This window comes from Micromonospora sp. NPDC050495 (genome assembly GCF_040655175.1).
Taxonomy (GTDB): Bacteria; Actinomycetota; Actinomycetes; order Mycobacteriales; family Micromonosporaceae; genus Micromonospora.
In genome coordinates this window covers 1-18320 of the sequence record NZ_JBFAJK010000011.1, presented here as the reverse complement: position 1 = coordinate 18320, position 18320 = coordinate 1, and the positions used below count along the sequence as shown (strand labels likewise).

Sequence of the window (18320 nt, the reverse complement as noted above, 5' to 3'; positions counted from 1 at the left end):
TCGTCCCGATCGGCGTAACCTGCAAGCCGCAGCATGGTGGGGAGGGGGCGAGATGACCGACAGGTTGGCACGCGACCGCGCGGCCGGACAGAGCGGCGGCGGGGTGCTCCGGCCGCGGGCCTGGGCGGCCCCGGTCCGGGCGATGAGCCGCATCCTCAACGCCGACGGTTCTCCCCGCGAGCCGGCCCCGACCGGGCCCGGCCGCAGCGGCATCGTCGACTGCGCCCTCTACGTCGACGGCGAGCGCCAGCAGGGCGACTGGCAGTACGCCGACGCGCTGGCGGCGGCCCGCCGGGAGGGCAACGCCTTCGTCTGGCTCGGCCTGCACGAGCCGGAGCTGGACGAGATGACCGAGATCGCCGCCACCTACGGCCTGCACGAGCTGGCCGTGGAGGACGCGGTCAAGGCCCAGCAGCGCCCCAAGCTGGAGCACTTCGGCGAGGTGGCGTTCCTGGTGCTGCGGACGGCCCGCTACTGCGAGCACACCGAGCTGACCGAGAACTCCGAGGTGGTGGAGACCGGGCAGGTGATGCTCTTCATCGGGCCGGACTTCCTGGTCAGCGTCCGGCACGGGGACGCCTGCCGGCTGTCGGCGGTCCGGGCCGACCTGGAGGCGAAGCGGGACCTGCTGCGCACCGGCCCGTGGGCGGTGGCGTACGCGATCACCGACCGGGTGGTGGACCTCTACCTGGAGGTCGCCGATCGGCTGGAGGACGACCTCGACGTGCTGGAGGCGGACGTCTTCGACCGGCAGGGCAGCGGGCGGATCCAGCGCATCTACCAGATGAAGCGGGAGCTGGTCGAGTTCAAGCGGGCGGTGGTGCCGTTGCAGCGGCCGCTGCTCACCCTCACCTCCCAGGTCAACCGGGAGGTGCCGAAGGAGGTGCGGCGCTACTTCCGGGACGCGCAGGACCACCTCAGCCGCACCGTCGAGCAGGTCAACTCGTACGACGACCTGCTCAACTCGATCCTCCAGGCCCGGCTGGCCCAGGTCACCGTCGACCAGAACAACGACATGCGCAAGATCGCCGCGTGGGCGGCGATCGGCGCGGTGTGGACCGCCATCGCCGGCATCTACGGGATGAACTTCAAGTACATGCCGGAGCTGGGCTGGACCTACGGCTACCCCGGGGTGTGGGCGCTGATGCTGGCCTCGTCCTTCACCCTCTACCGACTGTTCCGCCGTAACGGCTGGCTCTGACCCGCCCGGCAGACGGAAGCGCCGGCGACGCGGGACGTACCCGCGTGCCGGCGCTTTTCCGTCGAGGTCAGCGGCGACCGCTGGTCCGGGCGGCGTTCTTGCCGTTGCTCAGCGCCGTGCTCACGTCGTCGGCCGGGCGGCCGGAGACGTCCCGGGCGCCCTCGGCGACCGAGGGGACCTTGTCGGTCGGCTGGATCACCGGCTGGCTGCTGGCGCGCGCGGTCGAGGCGCTGCCGCTGCCGGCCACCGCCGAGCTGCCCGCGCCGGTCGGGCCGGCCTGGGTGACCTTCGCGGTCGGGTCGGGCGTCTCCACCACGATGGTGTCGACGTCCTCGCGCATCGGATCCAGCGTGTCGCCGGGGCTCGACTCGATCCGGCCGGTCGGGTCGTACTCGGACCATTCCCGCTGCTCACGGGCGCGGCGCAGGGCCATCGCGCCGGCCAGCCCGGCGACGGTGCCGGCGGCCAGCAGGCCGGCCATCATCCCGCGCGAGCGCTTCTGCTTCTTCCTGGCGGCCTTCATGTTCTTCGCCTTCGCCTTCTTGCTCAGCTCGACCTGCTTGGCAGCGGCGGCCTTCCGCCCCTTGATCGCCTTGCCCGCGGCCCCCGCCTGCGCGCCGCGCGCCGCCAGGACCAGCGGCGCGACCGCCGCGACCGACGAGGCGAGCCCGCTCGACGCCCGGTCCCGGAGCACGGTCGCGGTGGGCGCGACGGCAACCCGGGCTGCCTGGACCCGCGGGCCGACCGAGGCGCCGGCACCCTTCGCCGCGTGCGTCGCGGCCTGCCTCAGGTGACCGATGCCCTGGTTCAGCTCCGCCTTCGCGAGCTGCCCCTGGGTCCTACGCCGCCCGATTCCAAACACGGTCCCACCTCCTGGGAGTTCTTCCTTCGACATCCTCCACCTTCGGATGCCTCCGCATGGCCAGATCGGGCACATGGGAGGATCCGCATGGAACTGACCAACGAGTGAGGAGTACCCGTGGCCGAGGCTGTCTACGCCACCTTGCACACCAACGCTGGCCCGATCCGGCTGGAGCTCTTCCCGAACCACGCGCCGAAGACCGTCCGCAACTTCGTCGAGCTGGCCGAGGGCACCCGCGAATACATCGACCCGCGCACCGGCCAGCCGGGCAACGGGCCGTACTACGACGGCACCATCTCGCACCGGGTGATCAGCGGCTTCATGGTTCAGATGGGTGACCCGACCGGCACCGGCCGCGGTGGGCCGGGCTACAAGTTCGCCGACGAGTTCCACCCGGAGCTGCGCTTCGACCGGCCGTACCTGCTGGCGATGGCGAACGCCGGGCCGGGCACCAACGGCTCGCAGTTCTTCATCACGGTGTCCCCGACCCCGCACCTGAACAACCGGCACACCATCTTCGGCCAGGTCGCCGACGAGCAGTCGGTGAAGGTCGTGGACTCGATCGCGAACACCCCGACCGGCCCGAGCGACCGGCCGCTGCAGGACGTGGTCATCGAGCGGGTCGAGATCGAGCGCCAGCAGTCCTGAGCGGTACGCGGGTACCTTTGCTCGCATGACTGAGCGCTCCGGGCAGCCAGGCGACGCCACCGGGGGCCCGGGGCCGACCACTCCGGTCTGCTTCCGGCACCCCGATCGGGAGACCTACGTCCGGTGCACCCGCTGTGACCGGCCGATCTGCCCGGAGTGCATGCGGGAAGCCTCCGTCGGGCACCAGTGCCCGGAGTGCGTGAGTGAGGGACGCCGCAGCGTGCGGCCGGCGCGTACCGCCTTCGGTGGCGGTGCCGCCGGCCGCGAGGGCTACGTCACCAAGGCGCTGATCGCGCTGAACGTGCTGGTGATGCTCCTCTCCATCGTCTCGGACCGGGGCGGTGACGCGGCCGCCGGGGGCGCCTTCGGCGGGCTGGCCGGCGGGGACACGCCGCTGACCCGGTGGGGTGGGGTGCTGGGCTACGCCTCGTACGTCGCCTTCGGCGAGCCGCACGGCATCGCCGCCGGTGAGTGGTACCGGCTGGTGACCGCGATGTTCCTGCACTACGGCCTGGTGCACCTGCTGCTGAACATGTGGGCGCTCTGGGTGCTCGGCCGGACGCTGGAGGCGGTGCTCGGGCCGCTGCGTTTCCTCGCGCTCTACCTGGTGGCCGGGATCGGCGGCAACGTCGCCGCCTACCTGTTCAGCCCGCCGAACACCAGCACGGTCGGGGCGTCGACCGCCATCTTCGGGCTGTTCGCCGCGATCTTCGTGATCATGCGCCGGCTCGGTCGGGACACCTCGGCCATCGTGCCGATCCTCGTGATCAACCTGATCTTCACGTTCACCGTGCCGGGCATCTCGGTCGCCGGTCACCTCGGCGGCCTGGTCGCCGGGGCGCTGATGGCGCTGGTCCTGGCGTACGCGCCACGGATGCGGCGCAGCCTGTTCCAGGCGGCCGGCGGCGCGGTGCTGGTGCTGGCGCTGCTCGGCCTGGTCCTGGTCCGCACCGCCATGCTCACCGGCTGACCCGTCCGCCCGGTCAGGGGGCGGCGGCCCGGGCGGCGTGCAGCGCCTCGGCGACCTCCTCGGGCGGGGCGTTCAGGTCGTACCGGCCGAACAGGTGCAGCGACTCCCCGGCGTCGATCTCCAGCGTCTCGGCGGTCAGGCCGCGCCGGGTCCGCCGCTCCACCCGGATGGCCTCGACGGCCGACCAGGGCAGCAGCCGCCGCCCCGCGAAGCCCCGGATCACGGTGATGCCGCCGGCGTCGACGGCGAGCCGGACCGGCGCCACCACGTCCCGGGCCGCCCAGCCGAGCAGCATCACCGCGGCCAGGACGGCGAGCACCAGCGGGACCGGGTCGTCGCCGGTGAAGAGCAGGCCCAGGGCGACCAGGACGAGCGCGCCGGCCGACTTGACGGCGGGCAGGACCGGCGGCACCCGCCACTGGCGGGCCGGGGGCGACGGTGGCATCACCGCCCCAGCATGCCAGCCGCCCGCCGCCGCCTCCCGGTCGACGGTGTGCGGCAGATCGTGGTCTCCGGGCGACCCGAGGCAACGACCTGCCGCAACCCGGGCCGGGCAGCCGGCGGCAACGACCTGCCGCAACCCGAGCCGGGCGGGGGGAAGGGCCGGCGACCGGGGGAGGACGGCGGCGGGCGTACGACGTAGGATCGGAGGCAGCCCAAGTTACCGGGGAGTAAACATGAGTGACGCGGTCATCGTCGGTGCGGTACGGACCCCGGTCGGGCGGCGCAAGGGCAGCCTCGCCGGCGTGCATCCGGTCGACCTCTCGGCGCACGTGCTCCGGGCGCTGGCCGAGCGCACCGGGATCGACCCCGAGCAGGTCGACGACGTCATCTGGGGCTGCGTGTCGCAGGTCGGCGAGCAGTCGTGGAACGTCGCCCGCAACGCCGTGCTGGCCGCCGGCTGGCCCGAGTCGGTCCCCGGCACCACCCTCGACCGGCAGTGCGGGTCGAGCCAGCAGGCGCTGCACTTCGCCGCCGCCACGGTCCTCTCCGGACAGGCCGACCTGGTAGTGGCCGGCGGGGTCGAGTCGATGACCCGGGTGCCGATGGGCTCCAGCGTCGCCGGCGGCATGCCGTTCAGCCCCGCCATCCTGGAGCGCTACCGGGGTGTCGAGGGGGTCGCGGCGGACAGCGCGCTCCCGTTCAACCAGGGCGTCGGCGCCGAGCTGATCGCCCGGCGCTGGCGGTTCTCCCGTACCCAGCTCGACGAGTTCGCGCTGGCCAGCCACGAGAAGGCGGCCGCCGCGCAGGACGCCGGGGCGTTCGACCCGGAGCTGGCCCCGGTGGCGCTCGCCGACGGCGGCAAGTTCACCGCCGACGAGGGCATCCGCCGGGACACCTCGCTGGCCAAGCTCGGCGAGCTGGCCACCCCGTTCCAGGCCGACGGCGTGGTCACCGCCGGCTCCGCGTCGCAGATCTCCGACGGCGCCGCCGCGCTCGCGGTGACCACCAGCGAGTGGGCCAGTCGGCACGGCCTGCGCCCGCTGGCCCGGGTGCACACCGCCGTGGTCGCCGCCGACGACCCGGTCACCATGCTCACCGCCCCCATCCCGGCCACCGCGAAGGCGCTGCGCCGGGCGGGGCTGGGCATCGAGGAGATCGGCGTGTACGAGGTGAACGAGGCGTTCGCCCCGGTGCCGCTGGCCTGGCTGGCGGAGACCGAGGCGGACCCGGAGCGGCTGAACCCGCGGGGCGGGGCGATCGCGCTCGGCCACCCGCTCGGCGGATCCGGTGCCCGGATCATGACCACGATGCTCCAGCACATGCGGGACAACGGCATCCGCTACGGCCTGCAGACCATGTGCGAGGGCGGCGGGATGGCCAACGCGACCATCGTCGAGCTGCTCTGAGCCTCCGGCGGCCCGCACCGACGACCCGACCCGGCGGCCCGCACCGGCGACCCGACCCGGCGGCCCGCACCGGCGACCCGACCCGGCGGGTGACCGCCGGCCCGTCCACCGGGGATCTCCCCGTGCCGGCGGCGTCGTCCGTCCGGGCCGTCCGCTGTGCTGAGTGGACGACCGATTCCCGCAGGTCTCGACACGGCCGGCGGGTGACGGCAGAATCAGGCCGCCGGCGATGAGCCTGGACTGGTCGATGTGTCCGCCCGCCGGCTTTCGTGCCGACGAACGGGGACTCATGATTCTGCGCTCTGGCCGGGCGATATCGCGCGCCACCGCGAGGCGGCTCGGTGCCGCCCTGACCACCGGGCTGCTGGGGGCCGCGGCGCTGCTCGCCGCCTCCGGCATCACCGCTCCGCCGCCGATGACCCCGGTCGCGGCCACCTACGGCCCGCAACCCGGCGCCTTCACCGGGTACGGGTTCGACACCTGCACCGCCCCGTCCAGCGCGGCGATGCAGGCCTGGCTGGCGTCGCCGTACCGGGCCGTCGGGATCTACTTCGGCGGGGTGAGCCGCGGCTGCGCCCAGCCGAACCTCACGCCGCAGTGGGTCGCCACCCAACTGGCCGCCGGGTGGCGGCTCATCCCGCTCTACGTCGGCCTGCAGGCGCCCTGCACGACGTTCCCGCACCGGATGTCCGCCGACTCGGCGCTGGCGGCCGGGCAGGGGCGCGCCGAGGCCGACGACGCCGCGCTCCAGGCGCGCAACCTCGGGCTCGAGACCGGCAGCGTGCTGATCGTCGACGTCGAGTCGTACCCGACCAGCGATCCGGCCTGCGTCCAGGCGGTCAATTCGTACGTCAGCGCGTACAGCGCGCGGCTGCACGACCACGGCTACTTCTCCGGCTTCTACAGCAGCCTCTCCACCGGCGTCGCACAGCAGGTGGCGGCGTACCGCACGGCCGGGCACGTGCCGCCGGACTACCTGGACTTCGCGAAGTGGGACGGCGTGGCGACGGTCTCGGACCCGGCCATCCCGGCCGACTACTGGGCCCCCAAGCGGCGGATGAAGCAGTACCAGGGCGACCACAACGAGACCTGGGGCGGGATCCAGCTCAACATCGACTCGAACTACCTCGACCTGGCGCCGTTGCCCGCCATCCGGGACTTCACCAGCGACGGCTTCTCCGACCTGGTCTACCGGGACAGCCGCAGCGGGACGCTCTACCTGCAACCGGGGAACGGCAGCGGGCTCGCCCCGCGGATCTCGCTCGGCGGCGGCTGGCTCGCCATGAACGAGATCATCCGGGTGGGGAACTTCGACCGGTCCGGCGGCGAGGACATCATCGCGCGGGAGACCGCCACCGGGTACCTCTGGCTCTACCCGGGCACCGGCACCGGTGGCCTCGGGCCGCGTGTCCGGGTCGGTAGCGGATTCACCAGCGCCTACCGCCAGTTCGCCCCGATCGGCGACTACAACCGGGACGGCTACCCGGACCTGGTGGTGGCGAACACCAACGGGTCGCTCTACCTCTACCCGGGCCGGGGCACCGGCTTCGGTGCGCGGATCGTGCTGGGCAGCAGCGGCTGGACCGGCATGGACGAGCTGACCGGCGGTTCGGACATCAACGGGGACGGGTATGTCGACCTGCTGGCGCGGCAGACCCGCACCGGCGACCTCTACCGGTACACGGTGACGACGGCCGGCCAGTTGGCGTCGGGGGTCAAGGCGGGCAGCGGCTGGACCGGCCGGCGTGACCTCGTCTCCGTCGGTGACTTCGACCGGGACGGCCGGGCGGACCTGGTGGCGGTGGACACCGCGACCAACCTCATCAACCGCTACCGCTGGTCGGGCAGCACGTTCTCCGGCCCGATCCTGCTCAGCAAGTCCACCGCCCGGTTGCAGCAACCGCTGCTGTGACGTCGCGGGTCGGGCCGGCGACGCCGGCCCGCTGTACCAGGTCGACTGGGTGCCGGTGCCGACCGGCGCGGCGCCCGCCGAACCGTGGCCGGTCGTCGCCGGCCCGACCCCGACCGTCGCACCCTGGGTGCGGCTCAGCGGGGTGGAAGTTCCAGAAATTTGCGGTGACCCATATCACCCCAGCTCAATTGCTCGTTGCATGTTGCATGGACGTGTTCTCCCGAACGTTCCTTCCGGCCGCCGCCGAGACCGGCCTGGCGGCCCAGACCGTGAGTCGGCACATGCCGATCTTCCGCCGGTGCGTCGGCTCCGGCGACGCGACCATCCTGGTCACCCGGTGCAGCCGCCCCGACCATCCGATCGGCGGCGAGTACCTCATGCTGCTCACCCACCGCCGGCTGGTGGTGACCCGGCAGACCCGGGTCCTGCACCGGCTGCGCCTGCACCTCAACACCGAACTGCGCGAGCTGAGCAACGTCACCTGGAGCCCGGACGCCCGGTCGCAGTGTGTGGAGCTGGCGGCCACCGCGATCGACGGCATGCGCGAGCGGTTCCTCATCCGTACCCACCACCCGAAGCAGGTCTGGCAGCTCGACGCGCTGCTCAACCACGCCTTCCGGACCCGGCTCCGGACGCCCGCCGAGCGGCTGGTGGCCACCATCGGCGAGCCGCCGGCCGGCGTCCGTCCGACCGTGTTGCGCCCCGCGTCGGTCCGCTGACCGGCTCCTTACCGAACCCGAACATGGCGCGGGCCGCCCCGGCGGCCACCGGTCGGTAATCATGGGCCGGTGACCGCCGACACCGCCCCGCGCGGGCTCGTCCTCGTGGTGGAGGACGAGCCGGCCATCGCCGACCTGGTCCGGCTCTATCTGACCCGGGACGGCTTCGGCGTACACCTGGAACGGGACGGCACCGCCGGCCTGGCCGCCGCGCGGCGGCTGCGCCCGGTGGCCTGCGTGCTCGACATCGCGCTGCCCGGCCTGGCCGGCACCGAGGTCTGCCGCCGGCTGCGCGCCGACGGCGACTGGACACCGGTCATCTTCCTCACCGCCCGCGACGACGAGGTCGACCGGATCGTCGGCCTGGAACTGGGCGCGGACGACTACGTGACCAAGCCGTTCAGCCCGCGCGAGCTGGTCGCCCGGGTGCGCGCGGTGCTGCGCCGCACGGCCAACCCGCCGGCCGGCGCCGAGCAGCCCCGGGTGGTCGGCGCGGTGACCCTCGACCCGGCCCGCCGGACGGTCACCGCCGCCGGCGCCCCGGTCCAGCTCACCTCGACCGAGTTCGACCTGCTCGCGCACCTGATGGCCCGGCCCGGCCGGGTGTTCACCCGGGAGGAGCTGCTGGCCGGCGTCTGGGGGTACGCCGCCCACGCCGGCACCCGGACGGTCGACGTGCACGTGGCCCAGGTGCGGGCCAAGCTCGGCCCGGCCAGCGTGATCCGCACCCACCGCGGCGTCGGGTACGCGGCCGATGCCTGACCAGCCCACCGTCGCGCTGCCGGTCATCGGCGCCCGGCCCGCCCCGACCCGGCCGCGCCGGCGCCTCGTGCACACCCTGACCGCCCGCGCGGTGCTGGTCACCTGTGCGGTGGCGCTGGTGTCGGTGCTGGTCACCGCGCTGGTCGCGGTCCCCCTGGCGGTCCGCGGCGCGGAGCGGCGCGACCAGGCGGCGCTGGCCGCGCAGGCCCGGCTCGCCGCCGACGTGCTGCGTGTCCGGGCGGTCCGCCAGCGGGACACCGTCGGCGACCGGCTCATCCGCCAGCTCCGTCAGCAGGACATCGAGGTGTACGTCATCCGGGCCGGCCAGGTCGACCGGGCCGGCCTGCCCCGGCCGGTGGTGGCCCGGGTGGCCGCCGGCGGCAACGTCTCCGGCCGCCGGCTCGTCGCCGGGCACCGGGCCCTGGTGGAGGGGCGGGCGCTGCCCGGCGGGGACGGCGTGGTGCTCACCCGGGCCACCAGCAGCGGACCGTGGCGGCAGGTGCTGCGCGGCCTCTGGCTGCCGCTGCTGGCCGGGCTCGCCGCCGGGGTGGCCGCCGGGCTGCTGCTGGCCCGCCGGCTGGCCCGACCGATCCGGACCGCCGCGCACGCCGCCGCCCGGCTGCGCGCCGGGGACCGCGCGGTGCGGGTGCCGGTCGAACCGCCCGACGAGGTGGCCGACCTGGCGTACGCGCTGAACGGGCTGGCCGCCGCGCTGGCCACCAGCGAGGGACGGCAGCGGGAGTTCCTGCTCTCGGTCTCACACGAGCTGCGCACCCCGCTCACCGCGATCCGTGGCTACGCCGAGGCGCTCGCCGACGGGGTGCTCGACGCGGACGCGGTGCCGGCCACCGGCCGGACCGTGCTGGCCGAGGCCGAGCACCTGGACCGGCTGGTCAGCGACCTGCTGGCGCTGGCCCGGCTGGAGGCCGCCGACTTCCCGCTGGACCCGGGTCCGGTGGACCTGACCCGGCTCGCGGCCGACGCCGAACGGACCTGGTCGGACCGGTGCGCGGCGGTCGGCGTGCCGTTCCGGCTGGAGGCGCCGGCCGGTCCGGTGCCCGCGTACACCGATCCGGGCCGGATCCGGCAGGTGGTGGACGGGCTGCTGGAGAACGCGCTGCGGGTCGTACCGCCGGGGGCGCCGGTCGTGCTCGCGGTCCGGCCGGTCGGCGCGGACCCGGCGACCGGCGGGATGATCGAGGTCCGCGACGGCGGGCCCGGCTTCACCGACGACGACCTGGCGGTGGCGTTCGAGCGCGGCGCCCTGCACCAGCGGTACCGGGGGGTACGCAAGGTGGGCAGCGGGCTGGGCCTGGCGCTCGCCGCCGGGCTGGTCCGCCGGCTCGGCGGGGAGATCACCGCCGGGCACGCGCCGGAGGGCGGGGCCGCCTTCACCGTCCGGCTGCCCGGCGATCCTTACCTGACCCGAACATCGGCCTGACGCTCCGCTCGCGCGGGCGGGGGATGCTGGGCGCACCAGAGACGAAGAGAGGACCACCGATGGCACGTCAGCGAATCGTCACCGGCGTCACCGCCCTGCTCGCGGCGGCCGCGCTCGGCCTCACCGGCTGCGGCCCGGCCCAGCTCGCCCAGGACTCCGCGAAGGAGAGCGCGGTCGAGGTGGCCGCCGCCCTGGGCGCGGACGGTCAGGCCCTCGCCGCGCTGGGCCTCGACGCCGGCGACCTGGACGTGGACCCGGTCGCCGCGCCGGCCCCCTCCGGTTCGCCCGGGGCGAAGGCCGGCCCGGACCGCAAGGGTGAGCGCGGGCAGGAGTGGCGCAAGCGGCACCGGGCCCGGGTGCTGCTGCGCAAGAACACCCTGCACGGCGAGGTGGTGGTGCAGGCCAAGGAGGGCGGCACGAAGACCGTGGCGGTGCAGCGCGGCCAGGTGACCGCCGTCGACGACCGGTCGATGACCGTGAAGTCCGCCGACGGCTTCACGATGACCTGGACCTTCGGTGACAAGCTGCGGGTGGTCGAGCGGCGGGCCACGGTGCGGTCGAGCGACATCAAGGTGGGCACCACGGTCGGCGTGGCCGGCGCCCGGGAGGGCGACGGTGGGGTCGCCCGACTGGTCGTGGTCCCGCTCAAGCAACGCTGAGTCACCCCGCGCGGCGGCCGTCCCGGTGGGCGGCCGTCGCCTGGCGTCCGGCACCGATCGGCCATCTTCACACAGCTCAGCGACGCTGCTCGCGCCCCCGCGGAAAGCCGCCAGGTTACGCTAGGGCCGATTTGCCCGTCCTTACACCTGGAGAACCCGTGTGAAGCTCTCGATCCTCATGCCGGTCTACAACGAGGAAGAACGCATCGGCGACGCCCTGAAGCAGGCGCTGGCGGTCGACTACCCGTGTGAGATCGAGCTCGTTGTGGTCGACGACGGCAGCCGGGACGGCACCGCCGAGGTGCTCGGCCGGGTGGACGACGCGCGCCTGCGGGTCATCACCCACCCGCGCAACGCGGGCAAGGGCGCGGCGATCAGGACCGCCGTCGACAACGCCGAGGGCGAGTACATGGTCATCCTCGACGCCGACCTCGAGTACGACCCGCAGGACATCCCGAAGCTGCTCGAGCCGGTGCTCGACGGCCGGGCCAGCGTGGTGTACGGCAACCGCACCTTCGGCAGCCACAGCGCCTACAGCTTCTGGTACGTGATCGGCAACAAGGGCGTCACCACGGTGGCGAACGTGCTCTACAACTCCTACATCGGCGACCTGGAGACCTGCTTCAAGCTGATGCCGCTCGAGCTGTACCGCTCACTCGGCGTACGGTCCCGCGGCTTCGGGATGGAGGCCGAGGTCACCGGCAAGCTGCTCCGCCGGCGGATCCGCCCGTACGAGGTGCCGATCAGCTACCGCGCCCGGGGCCGCGAGGAGGGCAAGAAGATCACCTGGAAGGACGGCGTCGAGGCGATCTGGATCCTGGCCCGGGAGCGGACCCGGCGCCGCCCGGCACCCACCCGCTGACGCCGCCCTCCCTCCTCACGCGGACAGGAACGCGTCGATCGAGCGGCGCAGCCCGGCGGCGTCCAGACCGTGCCAGTGGGTGTGGTCGGCCGCGGTGCCGTAGCGGCGCAGCTCGGTGCGGCCCACCCCGAGCGCGAGCAGCCGGTGCGGCCGGTCGGCCAGCGCGGCGCCGACCACCCGCGCCGAGGTGCCGGCCAGGTACGGCTCGACCAGGATCACCTCGCCGCCCGCGAGGGCCCGCAGCCCGGCGGTGTCGAACGGGCGCGGCCGGTGGGTGTACGCCACGGTGACCGCCCGGTCGGCGACGGCGGCGACCGCCTCGTCCAGCAGCGGACCGACCACCACGAGCAGCGGCGCGCCCGGGCCGGCGTCGCGCACCATCCGCAGGTCGCCCGCGTCCGGGTGCGGCTGCCCGTTGCTCTCCGTGGAGAGGCGCAGGTACGCCGAGCCGTCGCCGCACACCGCGTCCCGCAGCAGGCCGGGCACCTCGTCCCGGTGCCCGGGCACGTGCACCGTCCAGTCGTGCAGGGTGTCGATCAGTGCCACGTCGGCCGGCGCCAGGTGGGTGCGTCCCGCCGCCGCCCGGTCGTACGACGCCCCGACGCTGACCAGCACCGCACCGACCCCCTGGTGGTCGAGGTCCAGCTTGATCTGCTCGTACGCCCGCTCGACGAGGAACGGCGCGTAGCTGTGCACGATCGGACGCAGCCCGGTCAACGCCAGTCCGCCCGCCACGCCCACCATGAGCTGCTCCCGGATGCCGACGTTGAGCACCCGGTCGGGGTGCCGCGCGGCGGCCGGGGCGAACGCGGCGGCGGAGATGTCGGCCAGCACGATCGCGGTACGCGGGTCGTCCAGAAACCCGGTGGCGGTGGTCACGAAGGTCTCGCGCATGGTCACTTCCCGTCCGTGATGACCGCGACGACGACGTGCGGCCGGTGATGGTCGTGCCCGGTGAGGGCGGCGTGCAGGGCGTCGTGGTCGCGGCCGTCGACGGTCGCGGCGCTCCACCCGTTGACGGTGAACCGGCTGGCGGCGCCGCCCGGCCAGCCGTGGCTCGCCGACCGGTTGTCCAGCACGATCGCGGTGAGGTTGCCGAGCCCGGTGGCGCCGGCGTACGCGATCGCCTCGTGGTTGGATCCCTCGTCGAGTTCGGCGTCGCCGAGCAGCACGTACACCCGGGGGTCGGGCCGGCCCTGGGCGCGCAGGCCGAGCGCGGTGCCCACGGCCAGGCCGAGGCCGTGGCCGAGCGACCCGGAGCCGATCTCCACGCCGGGGACCAGGGTCCGGTCCGGGTGGTCGCCGAGAAGGCTGTTCGGCCCGCCCTGGTCGTCCAGCCACTCGACCGGCAGGAAACCCTTCGCCGCGAGCAGCGCGTAGTAGCCGGCGACCGCGTGGCCCTTGGAGAGCAGGAACCGGTCCCGGTCCGGGTCGTCGACGGTGTCCGGGGTGATCCGGAGCACCCGGTCGTAGAGGACCTGGAGGACGTCGAGCGTCGAGTAGACGTTCGCGCCGAACTCGCGTCCGGCGCGGACCCGGTCGAGCAGCGCGCCCAGCGCGGCCGGGTCGGTGGCAGTGGTCGTCGTCATGCGGCTAGCCTCGGACTTGAAGTTCACTTCAACTCAAGGCCATGTGATGTACGAAGCACTCACCATCGGACAGCTCTCCGCGCGCAGCGGGGTGGCGCCCTCCGCCCTGCGCTACTACGAGCGGCTGGGGCTGATCCGGGCCCAGCGCACCGGCGGCAACCAGCGCCGGTACGCCCGCACCGAGCTGCGCCGGGTGGCGTTCATCCGGATCTCCCAGCAGGTCGGGGTCTCGCTGGAGGAGATCCGGGAGGCGCTGGACTCGCTGCCGTCGTCGCGTACGCCCACCCCGGACGACTGGGCCGCGCTGTCCAGGGCCTGGCGGGACCGGCTCGACGAGCGGATCCGGCTGCTCGGCAAGCTCCGTGACGACCTGGACGGCTGCATCGGCTGCGGCTGCCTGTCGTTGCAGCGCTGCACCCTCTACAACCCCGGCGACGCGCTGGCCGCCGAGGGCCCCGGCGCCCGGCTCATGCTGCCCCGGCCCGGCGAGCCGGGCGGCGAGGCGGCCTGACCTCCCCGGCCGGCCGAGCCGGCGGGCGACGCGGCCTGACCTCCCCGGCCGGCCGAGCCGACGGACGACGCGGCCGGCCGGTCACCGGACCAGCAGCACCTTGCCCAGGTGGTCGCTGGACTCCACCAGCCGGTGCGCGTCGGCGGCGTCGGCCATCTTCGCCCGCGCGTGCACCACCGGCCGGATCTGCTCCGCCTCGACCAGCGGCCACACCTGCTCGCGGACGCCCCGGACGATCTCCGCCTTCTCCGCCACCGGGCGGGACCGCAGCGCGGTCGCGTGCACCGAGGCGCGCTTCGTCAGCAGCATGCCCAGGTCCAGTTCGCCCTTGCGGCCGCCCTGCATGCCGATCACCACGAGCCGCCCGCCGGTGGCCAGCGCCGCCACGTTACGCGGCAGGTACGCCCCGCCGATGATGTCCAGGATCACGTCCGCGCCCCGGCCCTCGGTGACCCGCCGGACCTCCGCGACGAAGTCCTGCTCCTGGTAGTCGACGGTGTGCGCGGCGCCCAGCTCGCGCAGCCGCTCGTGCTTCCCGGCGCGGGCGGTCACCACCACGGTCGCGCCGAGCGCCGCACCGAGCTGGATGGCGAAGGTGCCGATCCCGCTGCCGCCACCGTGGACCAGCAGCGTCTCGCCCTCGGTGAGGCGGGCCAGCTGCACCACATTCGACCAGACCGTGCAGGCCACCTCCGGCAGTGCCGCGGCGTCGACCAGGTCCACCCCGGCCGGCACCGGCAGCAGTTGCCCGGCCGGCACGGCGACCCGTTCCGCGTACCCGCCACCGGCCAGCAGCGCGCAGACCTCGTCGCCGACGGCCCAGCCGGTCACCTCGGGGCCGACCGCCGCCACCACCCCCGAGCACTCCAACCCGGGGTACGCCGGCGCGCCCGGCGGCGGCGGGTACTGCCCCTGCCGTTGCAGCAGGTCGGCCCGGTTGACCGCGCTGGCCCGCACCTCGACCACCACCTCGCCCGGGCCGGGCTCCGGATCGGGCACCGCCGCCCAGACGAGAGCGTCGGGTCCACCGGGCTTCGGGATCGTGATCGCGTGCATGGTCCAGTCATACCCGATCCGCCCGGCCGTCCGCGCCCGGGCCACGATCTCGTCCACCGTCTCCGCCGGGGTCCGCGCCTCAGCCAGCGCCCCAGCCGGGAGCGTCGGCGCGGCACGCGGCATCCAGGTCACCGCCCGGCCGCCCACGACCATGCGACGGCATACGTCGCCGCGCGGCTGCGCGCGGCCGGGCCAGCATTCCGGCCACAGTGGACCGGTGGCCGGCATGATTCCGCTGATCAGCACCACCGGCGGGGTCTCCCACCCGGCGGCCGTCCGCACCACGGGGGTGGGAGGGCGGCACTCGGGTTTCCCGATCCGTGGCAGACTAGGCACCGTCACGTACCCCGCTGGGAGCGTGGCCGGGAGGGTTCGCCTAGTGGCCGATGGCGCTGGTCTTGAAAACCGGTAAGGCAGCGATGTCTTCGTGGGTTCGAATCCCACACCCTCCGCTCCGATGGGCCGCAAAAACGTCCCCTGACCAGCGCGAACGCTGGCCAGGGACCGGATCTACGGGCGGTGCGCCCGGCTCTCGTACCGCATTCGGAGATCTTGGATCAGTGGGTTGCCTCGATCGCTGAAAGGGCGGCGGCGGAGATCCATTCCTGTGATGCCGGTCATGATCCGTCACATCTGACCGGGCTATCTCGCCCTTGCAGCGACAACCAGGCATTGCCCCACCGACAGGGGGTCTCATGTTCGCCGCATACGTCGCGGTTACCATCGTCGCCGCGGTATTCACCGGCGCCGCCGCCGTCACCTACCTGATCGGCCACGACTACCCCAAGGCCCAGTTGGACATGAAGCGCCTGCCACGGTCGTGGGGACCGGTGTTGGGCATGGTGCTGACGGCGGGCTCGTTGGGGCTGCTGGCCGGGTTCACCGTGCCGCTGCTGGGCACACTCGCCGCCGCTGGCCTTGTGCTGTACTTCGTTGGCGCGTTCGGTGCCCACCTGCGGGTGGGCTCCCGCCAGCTCGTCGGACCGGCCGTGTTCTTCGCCGTCTCCCTGGCCGCCTTGGCCCTGAACCTCGGCTACCACGGCCCCTGGTGACCCGCGAGGGCCAACCCTCACCGGCGGGTAGGTGGATCACCTCGGAGGGCCGGGCAACAGACTCGGAAAGCGTTTGACGGGTTCAATCCCACACCCTCCGCCCGCGGCGGTCCCGCCGGCCCGCTACGGCTTCTCGACCCACTGGACGCCGGTGGGGCGCCGGCCGGTATCCAGGAACTCGTGCGCCGCCCGGCGGGCCTGGTCGGCGGTGAGGGCGGGCGGCTCGTCGCCCGACTCGGTGAACCACGGGTCGGCGTACGCGTATTCGGCGTCGGCGGCGGTCTGGCCCGACGGGGCGCCCGCCGGCACCGGGCCCCAGCTGATCATGATGTCCTCGTCGTCCTCCCACATCAGCTCGGACTGGTCGCCGGCCAGGTTGACGAACAGGCTGGGCACCTCGGCCTCGGCGGTCAGCGTGACCCCGCTGGGCGGTACCCGGTCCAGGAGGGCGTCGAGGTGAGCGGCGCTGTCGACGCGGGTGGGGGTGCCGTCGATCCAGGCCTGCAGCGGTGCGTTCATCGGATTCCTTCCGGGTCTGCCGAGCCAGTCCGGTACTGCGGAGAGCTGGTTGCCGGCCAGGTCGAGCCGGGTGAGAGTGGTCAGGTTGCCCAGCGACGCGGGCAGCGCGGTGAGCCGGTTGGCGGTCAGGAGCAGGTGGGTGAGGGCGGTCAGCCTGCCCAGTGAGTCCGGCAGCGCGGTGAGCTGGTTGCCGGTCAGGTCGAGTCGGGTGAGGGCGGTGAGGTCGCCCAGCCGGTCCGGTAGCGCGGTGAGCCGGTTGCCGGCCAGGTCGAGCCAGGTGAGGGCGGTCAGCCTGCCCAGTGAGCCCGGCAGCGCGGTGAGCTGGTTGCCGGAGAGGCCCAGCCGGGTGAGGGCGGTGAGGTCACCCAGGGACTCCGGCAGCGCGATGAGCTGGTTGCCGCCGACGAACAGCTCGGTGAGGGCGGTCAGCGCCCCCAGCGACTCCGGTAGCGCCGCGAGGCGGTTGCCCGGCACGAACAGCTCGGTGAGGCCGCTCAACCCGGTCAGCGACTCGGGCAGCACGGTGAGCCGGTTGCCGGCCAGGTCGAGCCGGGTGAGGGCGGTGAGGTCGCCCAGCCGGTCCGGCAGCGCGGCGAGCTGGTTGGCGGTCAGGTTGAGCTCGGTGAGCGCGGTCAGACCGGTCAGCCAGTCCGGCAACTCGGTGAGCCGGTTACCGGCCAGGTTGAGCTGGGTGAGCGCGGTCAGCTCACGCAGTGAATCCGGCAGGGCCGCCAGCATGAGCCCACTCAGGTCCAACGAGGACGCGCCACTGCGGCCCGCCGCCTCGACCCGCTCCGTACCGGTACGCCGGGCGGCCTCGAGCTGCTCCTCGAACGTGTCCAATCCCACTACCCCCGTTTGTCATGATCACTTATACCGACGCTTTTCGATCAACACAATCTCCCGCCGTGGACGGCGTCGGATGGACGCCCGTCGAGGCTCGGTGACCGCGACCCGGGTACGCCGTGCCGGCCCTCGGCGCGCTGGCGAGCCAGGTGCGGCGCGACGGTGGGACCTCGTCCCGGCGCGCGCCCTGCCGAGGGCAGCAGAACGCCCCCTGGCCAGCGGGAACGCCGGCCAGGGGGCGGTGCCGTGCCGGGCCCGGAGGAGAAAGGGGCCCGGCACGGCGCGGTGCCGTCAGCTGCTGCAGGCGGCGCCGTTGAGGGTGAATCCGCTCGGTGCGGCGGTGTTGCCCGAGTGGGTGGCCTGGAAGCCGATCGTGGTCGACCCGCCCGGTGGGATGCTGCCGTTGTAGCTCACGTTGGTCGCGGTCACCTGGCCGCTGCTCGGCGAGTAACTGGCGTTCCAGCCGGAGGTGATGTTCTGCCCGGACGCCAGGTTGAACCGCAGGGACCAGCCGTTGATGGCGGACGAGCCGGTGTTCGTGATGGTGATGTTGTCGGTCAGGCCGTTGTTCCACGCGTTCAGCGCGTTGCTCACCCGGCAGGCTCCGCCGCCCTGGGTCGGGGGCGGGCTGCTGGTGGTCGGCGGCGGGCTGTTCGGCGGCGGGGTGGTCGGGTTGGTGGGGCCGGATCCCTCGCTCACCGTGATGCTGGAGCTGCCACTGCTCTGGTAGCCCTCGGTGGCCATGATCTGGTAGTCGTGGGTACCCAGGTTCAGGCCGTGGCTGGCCCAGGCGTTGAAGTGGTTGGCGGTGGTGATGGTGCCGCTGTTGCGGTGCGACTGCCGGACGCTCCAGTACTGGTA

At 73.6% G+C, this 18320-nt stretch carries 19 protein-coding genes and 1 tRNA gene; 13 read left to right on the top strand and 7 right to left on the bottom strand.

The window, feature by feature from the left end; translation table 11 throughout:
* The first annotated feature begins 52 nt into the window (after positions 1 to 52).
* Complete coding sequence (gene corA, locus AB0I11_RS13990) at positions 53 to 1201, top strand: magnesium/cobalt transporter CorA (protein WP_357318830.1); 1149 nt, start codon at positions 53 to 55, stop codon at positions 1199 to 1201.
* Positions 1202 to 1268: 67 nt separating this feature from the next.
* On the opposite strand, the gene AB0I11_RS13985 is transcribed toward corA, so the two are convergent.
* A complete protein-coding gene (locus AB0I11_RS13985; protein ID WP_357318828.1) occupies positions 1269 to 2096 on the bottom strand; it encodes a hypothetical protein in 828 nt (275 codons plus the stop codon).
* An 84-nt stretch (positions 2097 to 2180) separates the two neighbouring features.
* Between AB0I11_RS13985 and AB0I11_RS13980 the strand changes: the two genes are divergently transcribed.
* Both AB0I11_RS13980 and AB0I11_RS13975 read left to right on the top strand, forming a co-directional pair.
* A complete protein-coding gene (locus tag AB0I11_RS13980) occupies positions 2181 to 2711 on the top strand; it encodes a peptidylprolyl isomerase (protein WP_357318825.1) in 531 nt (176 codons plus the stop codon).
* A 25-nt stretch (positions 2712 to 2736) separates the two neighbouring features.
* A complete protein-coding gene (locus tag AB0I11_RS13975; protein ID WP_357318822.1) occupies positions 2737 to 3681 on the top strand; it encodes a rhomboid family intramembrane serine protease in 945 nt (314 codons plus the stop codon).
* A 13-nt stretch (positions 3682 to 3694) separates the two neighbouring features.
* Here the strand turns inward: AB0I11_RS13975 and AB0I11_RS13970 are convergent, their stop codons facing one another.
* A complete protein-coding gene (locus AB0I11_RS13970) occupies positions 3695 to 4126 on the bottom strand; it encodes a PH domain-containing protein (RefSeq protein WP_357319192.1) in 432 nt (143 codons plus the stop codon).
* 232 nt (positions 4127 to 4358) lie between these two features.
* On the opposite strand from AB0I11_RS13970, the gene AB0I11_RS13965 reads away from it, so the two are divergent.
* The 7 genes from AB0I11_RS13965 to AB0I11_RS13935 all read left to right on the top strand — a co-directional run bounded on the left by AB0I11_RS13965 (position 4359) and on the right by AB0I11_RS13935 (position 11886).
* On the top strand, positions 4359 to 5531 hold the full coding sequence (locus AB0I11_RS13965) for an acetyl-CoA C-acyltransferase (RefSeq protein ID WP_046567740.1): 1173 nt from the start codon (positions 4359 to 4361) through the stop codon (positions 5529 to 5531).
* A gap of 289 nt (positions 5532 to 5820) precedes the next feature.
* Positions 5821 to 7443, top strand: a complete 1623-nt coding sequence (locus tag AB0I11_RS13960) for a glycoside hydrolase domain-containing protein (protein WP_357318818.1) — start codon at positions 5821 to 5823, stop codon at positions 7441 to 7443.
* A gap of 206 nt (positions 7444 to 7649) precedes the next feature.
* Entirely contained in the window at positions 7650 to 8162 is a 513-nt protein-coding gene (locus AB0I11_RS13955) for a hypothetical protein (RefSeq protein WP_357318815.1), read from the top strand.
* Positions 8163 to 8231: 69 nt separating this feature from the next.
* Entirely contained in the window at positions 8232 to 8924 is a 693-nt protein-coding gene (locus AB0I11_RS13950) for a response regulator transcription factor (protein ID WP_357318812.1), read from the top strand.
* Complete coding sequence (locus tag AB0I11_RS13945; RefSeq protein WP_357318809.1) at positions 8917 to 10365, top strand: HAMP domain-containing sensor histidine kinase; 1449 nt, start codon at positions 8917 to 8919, stop codon at positions 10363 to 10365. The genes AB0I11_RS13950 and AB0I11_RS13945 overlap by 8 nt, the downstream gene beginning before the upstream one ends.
* Positions 10366 to 10424: 59 nt before the next feature.
* On the top strand, positions 10425 to 11024 hold the full coding sequence (locus AB0I11_RS13940; RefSeq protein ID WP_357318806.1) for a hypothetical protein: 600 nt from the start codon (positions 10425 to 10427) through the stop codon (positions 11022 to 11024).
* 160 nt (positions 11025 to 11184) lie between these two features.
* Positions 11185 to 11886 (top strand): glycosyltransferase family 2 protein, encoded by a 702-nt coding sequence (locus tag AB0I11_RS13935; protein WP_357318803.1) that lies wholly within the window; start codon positions 11185 to 11187, stop codon positions 11884 to 11886.
* A gap of 15 nt (positions 11887 to 11901) precedes the next feature.
* On the opposite strand, the gene AB0I11_RS13930 is transcribed toward AB0I11_RS13935, so the two are convergent.
* Both AB0I11_RS13930 and AB0I11_RS13925 read right to left on the bottom strand, forming a co-directional pair.
* Positions 11902 to 12780 (bottom strand): transketolase, encoded by an 879-nt coding sequence (locus AB0I11_RS13930; RefSeq protein WP_357318800.1) that lies wholly within the window; start codon positions 12778 to 12780, stop codon positions 11902 to 11904.
* A 2-nt stretch (positions 12781 to 12782) separates the two neighbouring features.
* Complete coding sequence (locus tag AB0I11_RS13925) at positions 12783 to 13475, bottom strand: transketolase (RefSeq protein WP_357318797.1); 693 nt, start codon at positions 13473 to 13475, stop codon at positions 12783 to 12785.
* A gap of 46 nt (positions 13476 to 13521) precedes the next feature.
* Here AB0I11_RS13925 and soxR point away from each other — a divergent pair, with 46 nt between their 5' ends.
* Positions 13522 to 13986: a redox-sensitive transcriptional activator SoxR gene (gene soxR / locus AB0I11_RS13920; RefSeq protein ID WP_357318794.1), complete on the top strand. Its 465-nt coding sequence runs from the start codon at positions 13522 to 13524 to the stop codon at positions 13984 to 13986.
* 81 nt (positions 13987 to 14067) lie between these two features.
* On the opposite strand, the gene AB0I11_RS13915 is transcribed toward soxR, so the two are convergent.
* On the bottom strand, positions 14068 to 15042 hold the full coding sequence (locus AB0I11_RS13915; protein WP_357319190.1) for an NAD(P)H-quinone oxidoreductase: 975 nt from the start codon (positions 15040 to 15042) through the stop codon (positions 14068 to 14070).
* Between the two features lie 365 nt (positions 15043 to 15407).
* On the opposite strand from AB0I11_RS13915, the gene AB0I11_RS13910 reads away from it, so the two are divergent.
* Both AB0I11_RS13910 and AB0I11_RS13905 read left to right on the top strand, forming a co-directional pair.
* Positions 15408 to 15494, top strand: a tRNA-Ser gene (locus AB0I11_RS13910).
* A 243-nt stretch (positions 15495 to 15737) separates the two neighbouring features.
* Complete coding sequence (locus AB0I11_RS13905; protein ID WP_357318792.1) at positions 15738 to 16094, top strand: DoxX family protein; 357 nt, start codon at positions 15738 to 15740, stop codon at positions 16092 to 16094.
* A gap of 123 nt (positions 16095 to 16217) precedes the next feature.
* Here the strand turns inward: AB0I11_RS13905 and AB0I11_RS13900 are convergent, their stop codons facing one another.
* Positions 16218 to 17456 (bottom strand): Imm1 family immunity protein, encoded by a 1239-nt coding sequence (locus AB0I11_RS13900; protein WP_357318789.1) that lies wholly within the window; start codon positions 17454 to 17456, stop codon positions 16218 to 16220.
* A 294-nt stretch (positions 17457 to 17750) separates the two neighbouring features.
* Positions 17751 to 18320, bottom strand: a 570-nt coding sequence (locus tag AB0I11_RS13895) for a cellulose binding domain-containing protein (protein ID WP_357318786.1), incomplete at its 5' end; no start/stop codon positions are given.

Excerpts from the sequence above, each read along its gene's own strand:
- corA (WP_357318830.1), top strand. The coding sequence starts at position 53 with ATGACCGACAGGTTGGCACGCGACCGCGCGGCCGGACAGAGCGGCGGC.
- AB0I11_RS13985 (WP_357318828.1), bottom strand. The coding sequence starts at position 2,096 with ATGTCGAAGGAAGAACTCCCAGGAGGTGGGACCGTGTTTGGAATCGGG.
- AB0I11_RS13975 (WP_357318822.1), top strand. The coding sequence starts at position 2,737 with ATGACTGAGCGCTCCGGGCAGCCAGGCGACGCCACCGGGGGCCCGGGG.
- AB0I11_RS13970 (WP_357319192.1), bottom strand. The coding sequence starts at position 4,126 with ATGCCACCGTCGCCCCCGGCCCGCCAGTGGCGGGTGCCGCCGGTCCTG.
- AB0I11_RS13965 (WP_046567740.1), top strand. The coding sequence starts at position 4,359 with ATGAGTGACGCGGTCATCGTCGGTGCGGTACGGACCCCGGTCGGGCGG.
- AB0I11_RS13960 (WP_357318818.1), top strand. The coding sequence starts at position 5,821 with ATGATTCTGCGCTCTGGCCGGGCGATATCGCGCGCCACCGCGAGGCGG.
- AB0I11_RS13955 (WP_357318815.1), top strand. The coding sequence starts at position 7,650 with ATGGACGTGTTCTCCCGAACGTTCCTTCCGGCCGCCGCCGAGACCGGC.
- AB0I11_RS13945 (WP_357318809.1), top strand. The coding sequence starts at position 8,917 with ATGCCTGACCAGCCCACCGTCGCGCTGCCGGTCATCGGCGCCCGGCCC.
- AB0I11_RS13940 (WP_357318806.1), top strand. The coding sequence starts at position 10,425 with ATGGCACGTCAGCGAATCGTCACCGGCGTCACCGCCCTGCTCGCGGCG.
- AB0I11_RS13930 (WP_357318800.1), bottom strand. The coding sequence starts at position 12,780 with ATGCGCGAGACCTTCGTGACCACCGCCACCGGGTTTCTGGACGACCCG.
- AB0I11_RS13925 (WP_357318797.1), bottom strand. The coding sequence starts at position 13,475 with ATGACGACGACCACTGCCACCGACCCGGCCGCGCTGGGCGCGCTGCTC.
- soxR (WP_357318794.1), top strand. The coding sequence starts at position 13,522 with ATGTACGAAGCACTCACCATCGGACAGCTCTCCGCGCGCAGCGGGGTG.
- AB0I11_RS13915 (WP_357319190.1), bottom strand. The coding sequence starts at position 15,042 with ATGCACGCGATCACGATCCCGAAGCCCGGTGGACCCGACGCTCTCGTC.
- AB0I11_RS13905 (WP_357318792.1), top strand. The coding sequence starts at position 15,738 with ATGTTCGCCGCATACGTCGCGGTTACCATCGTCGCCGCGGTATTCACC.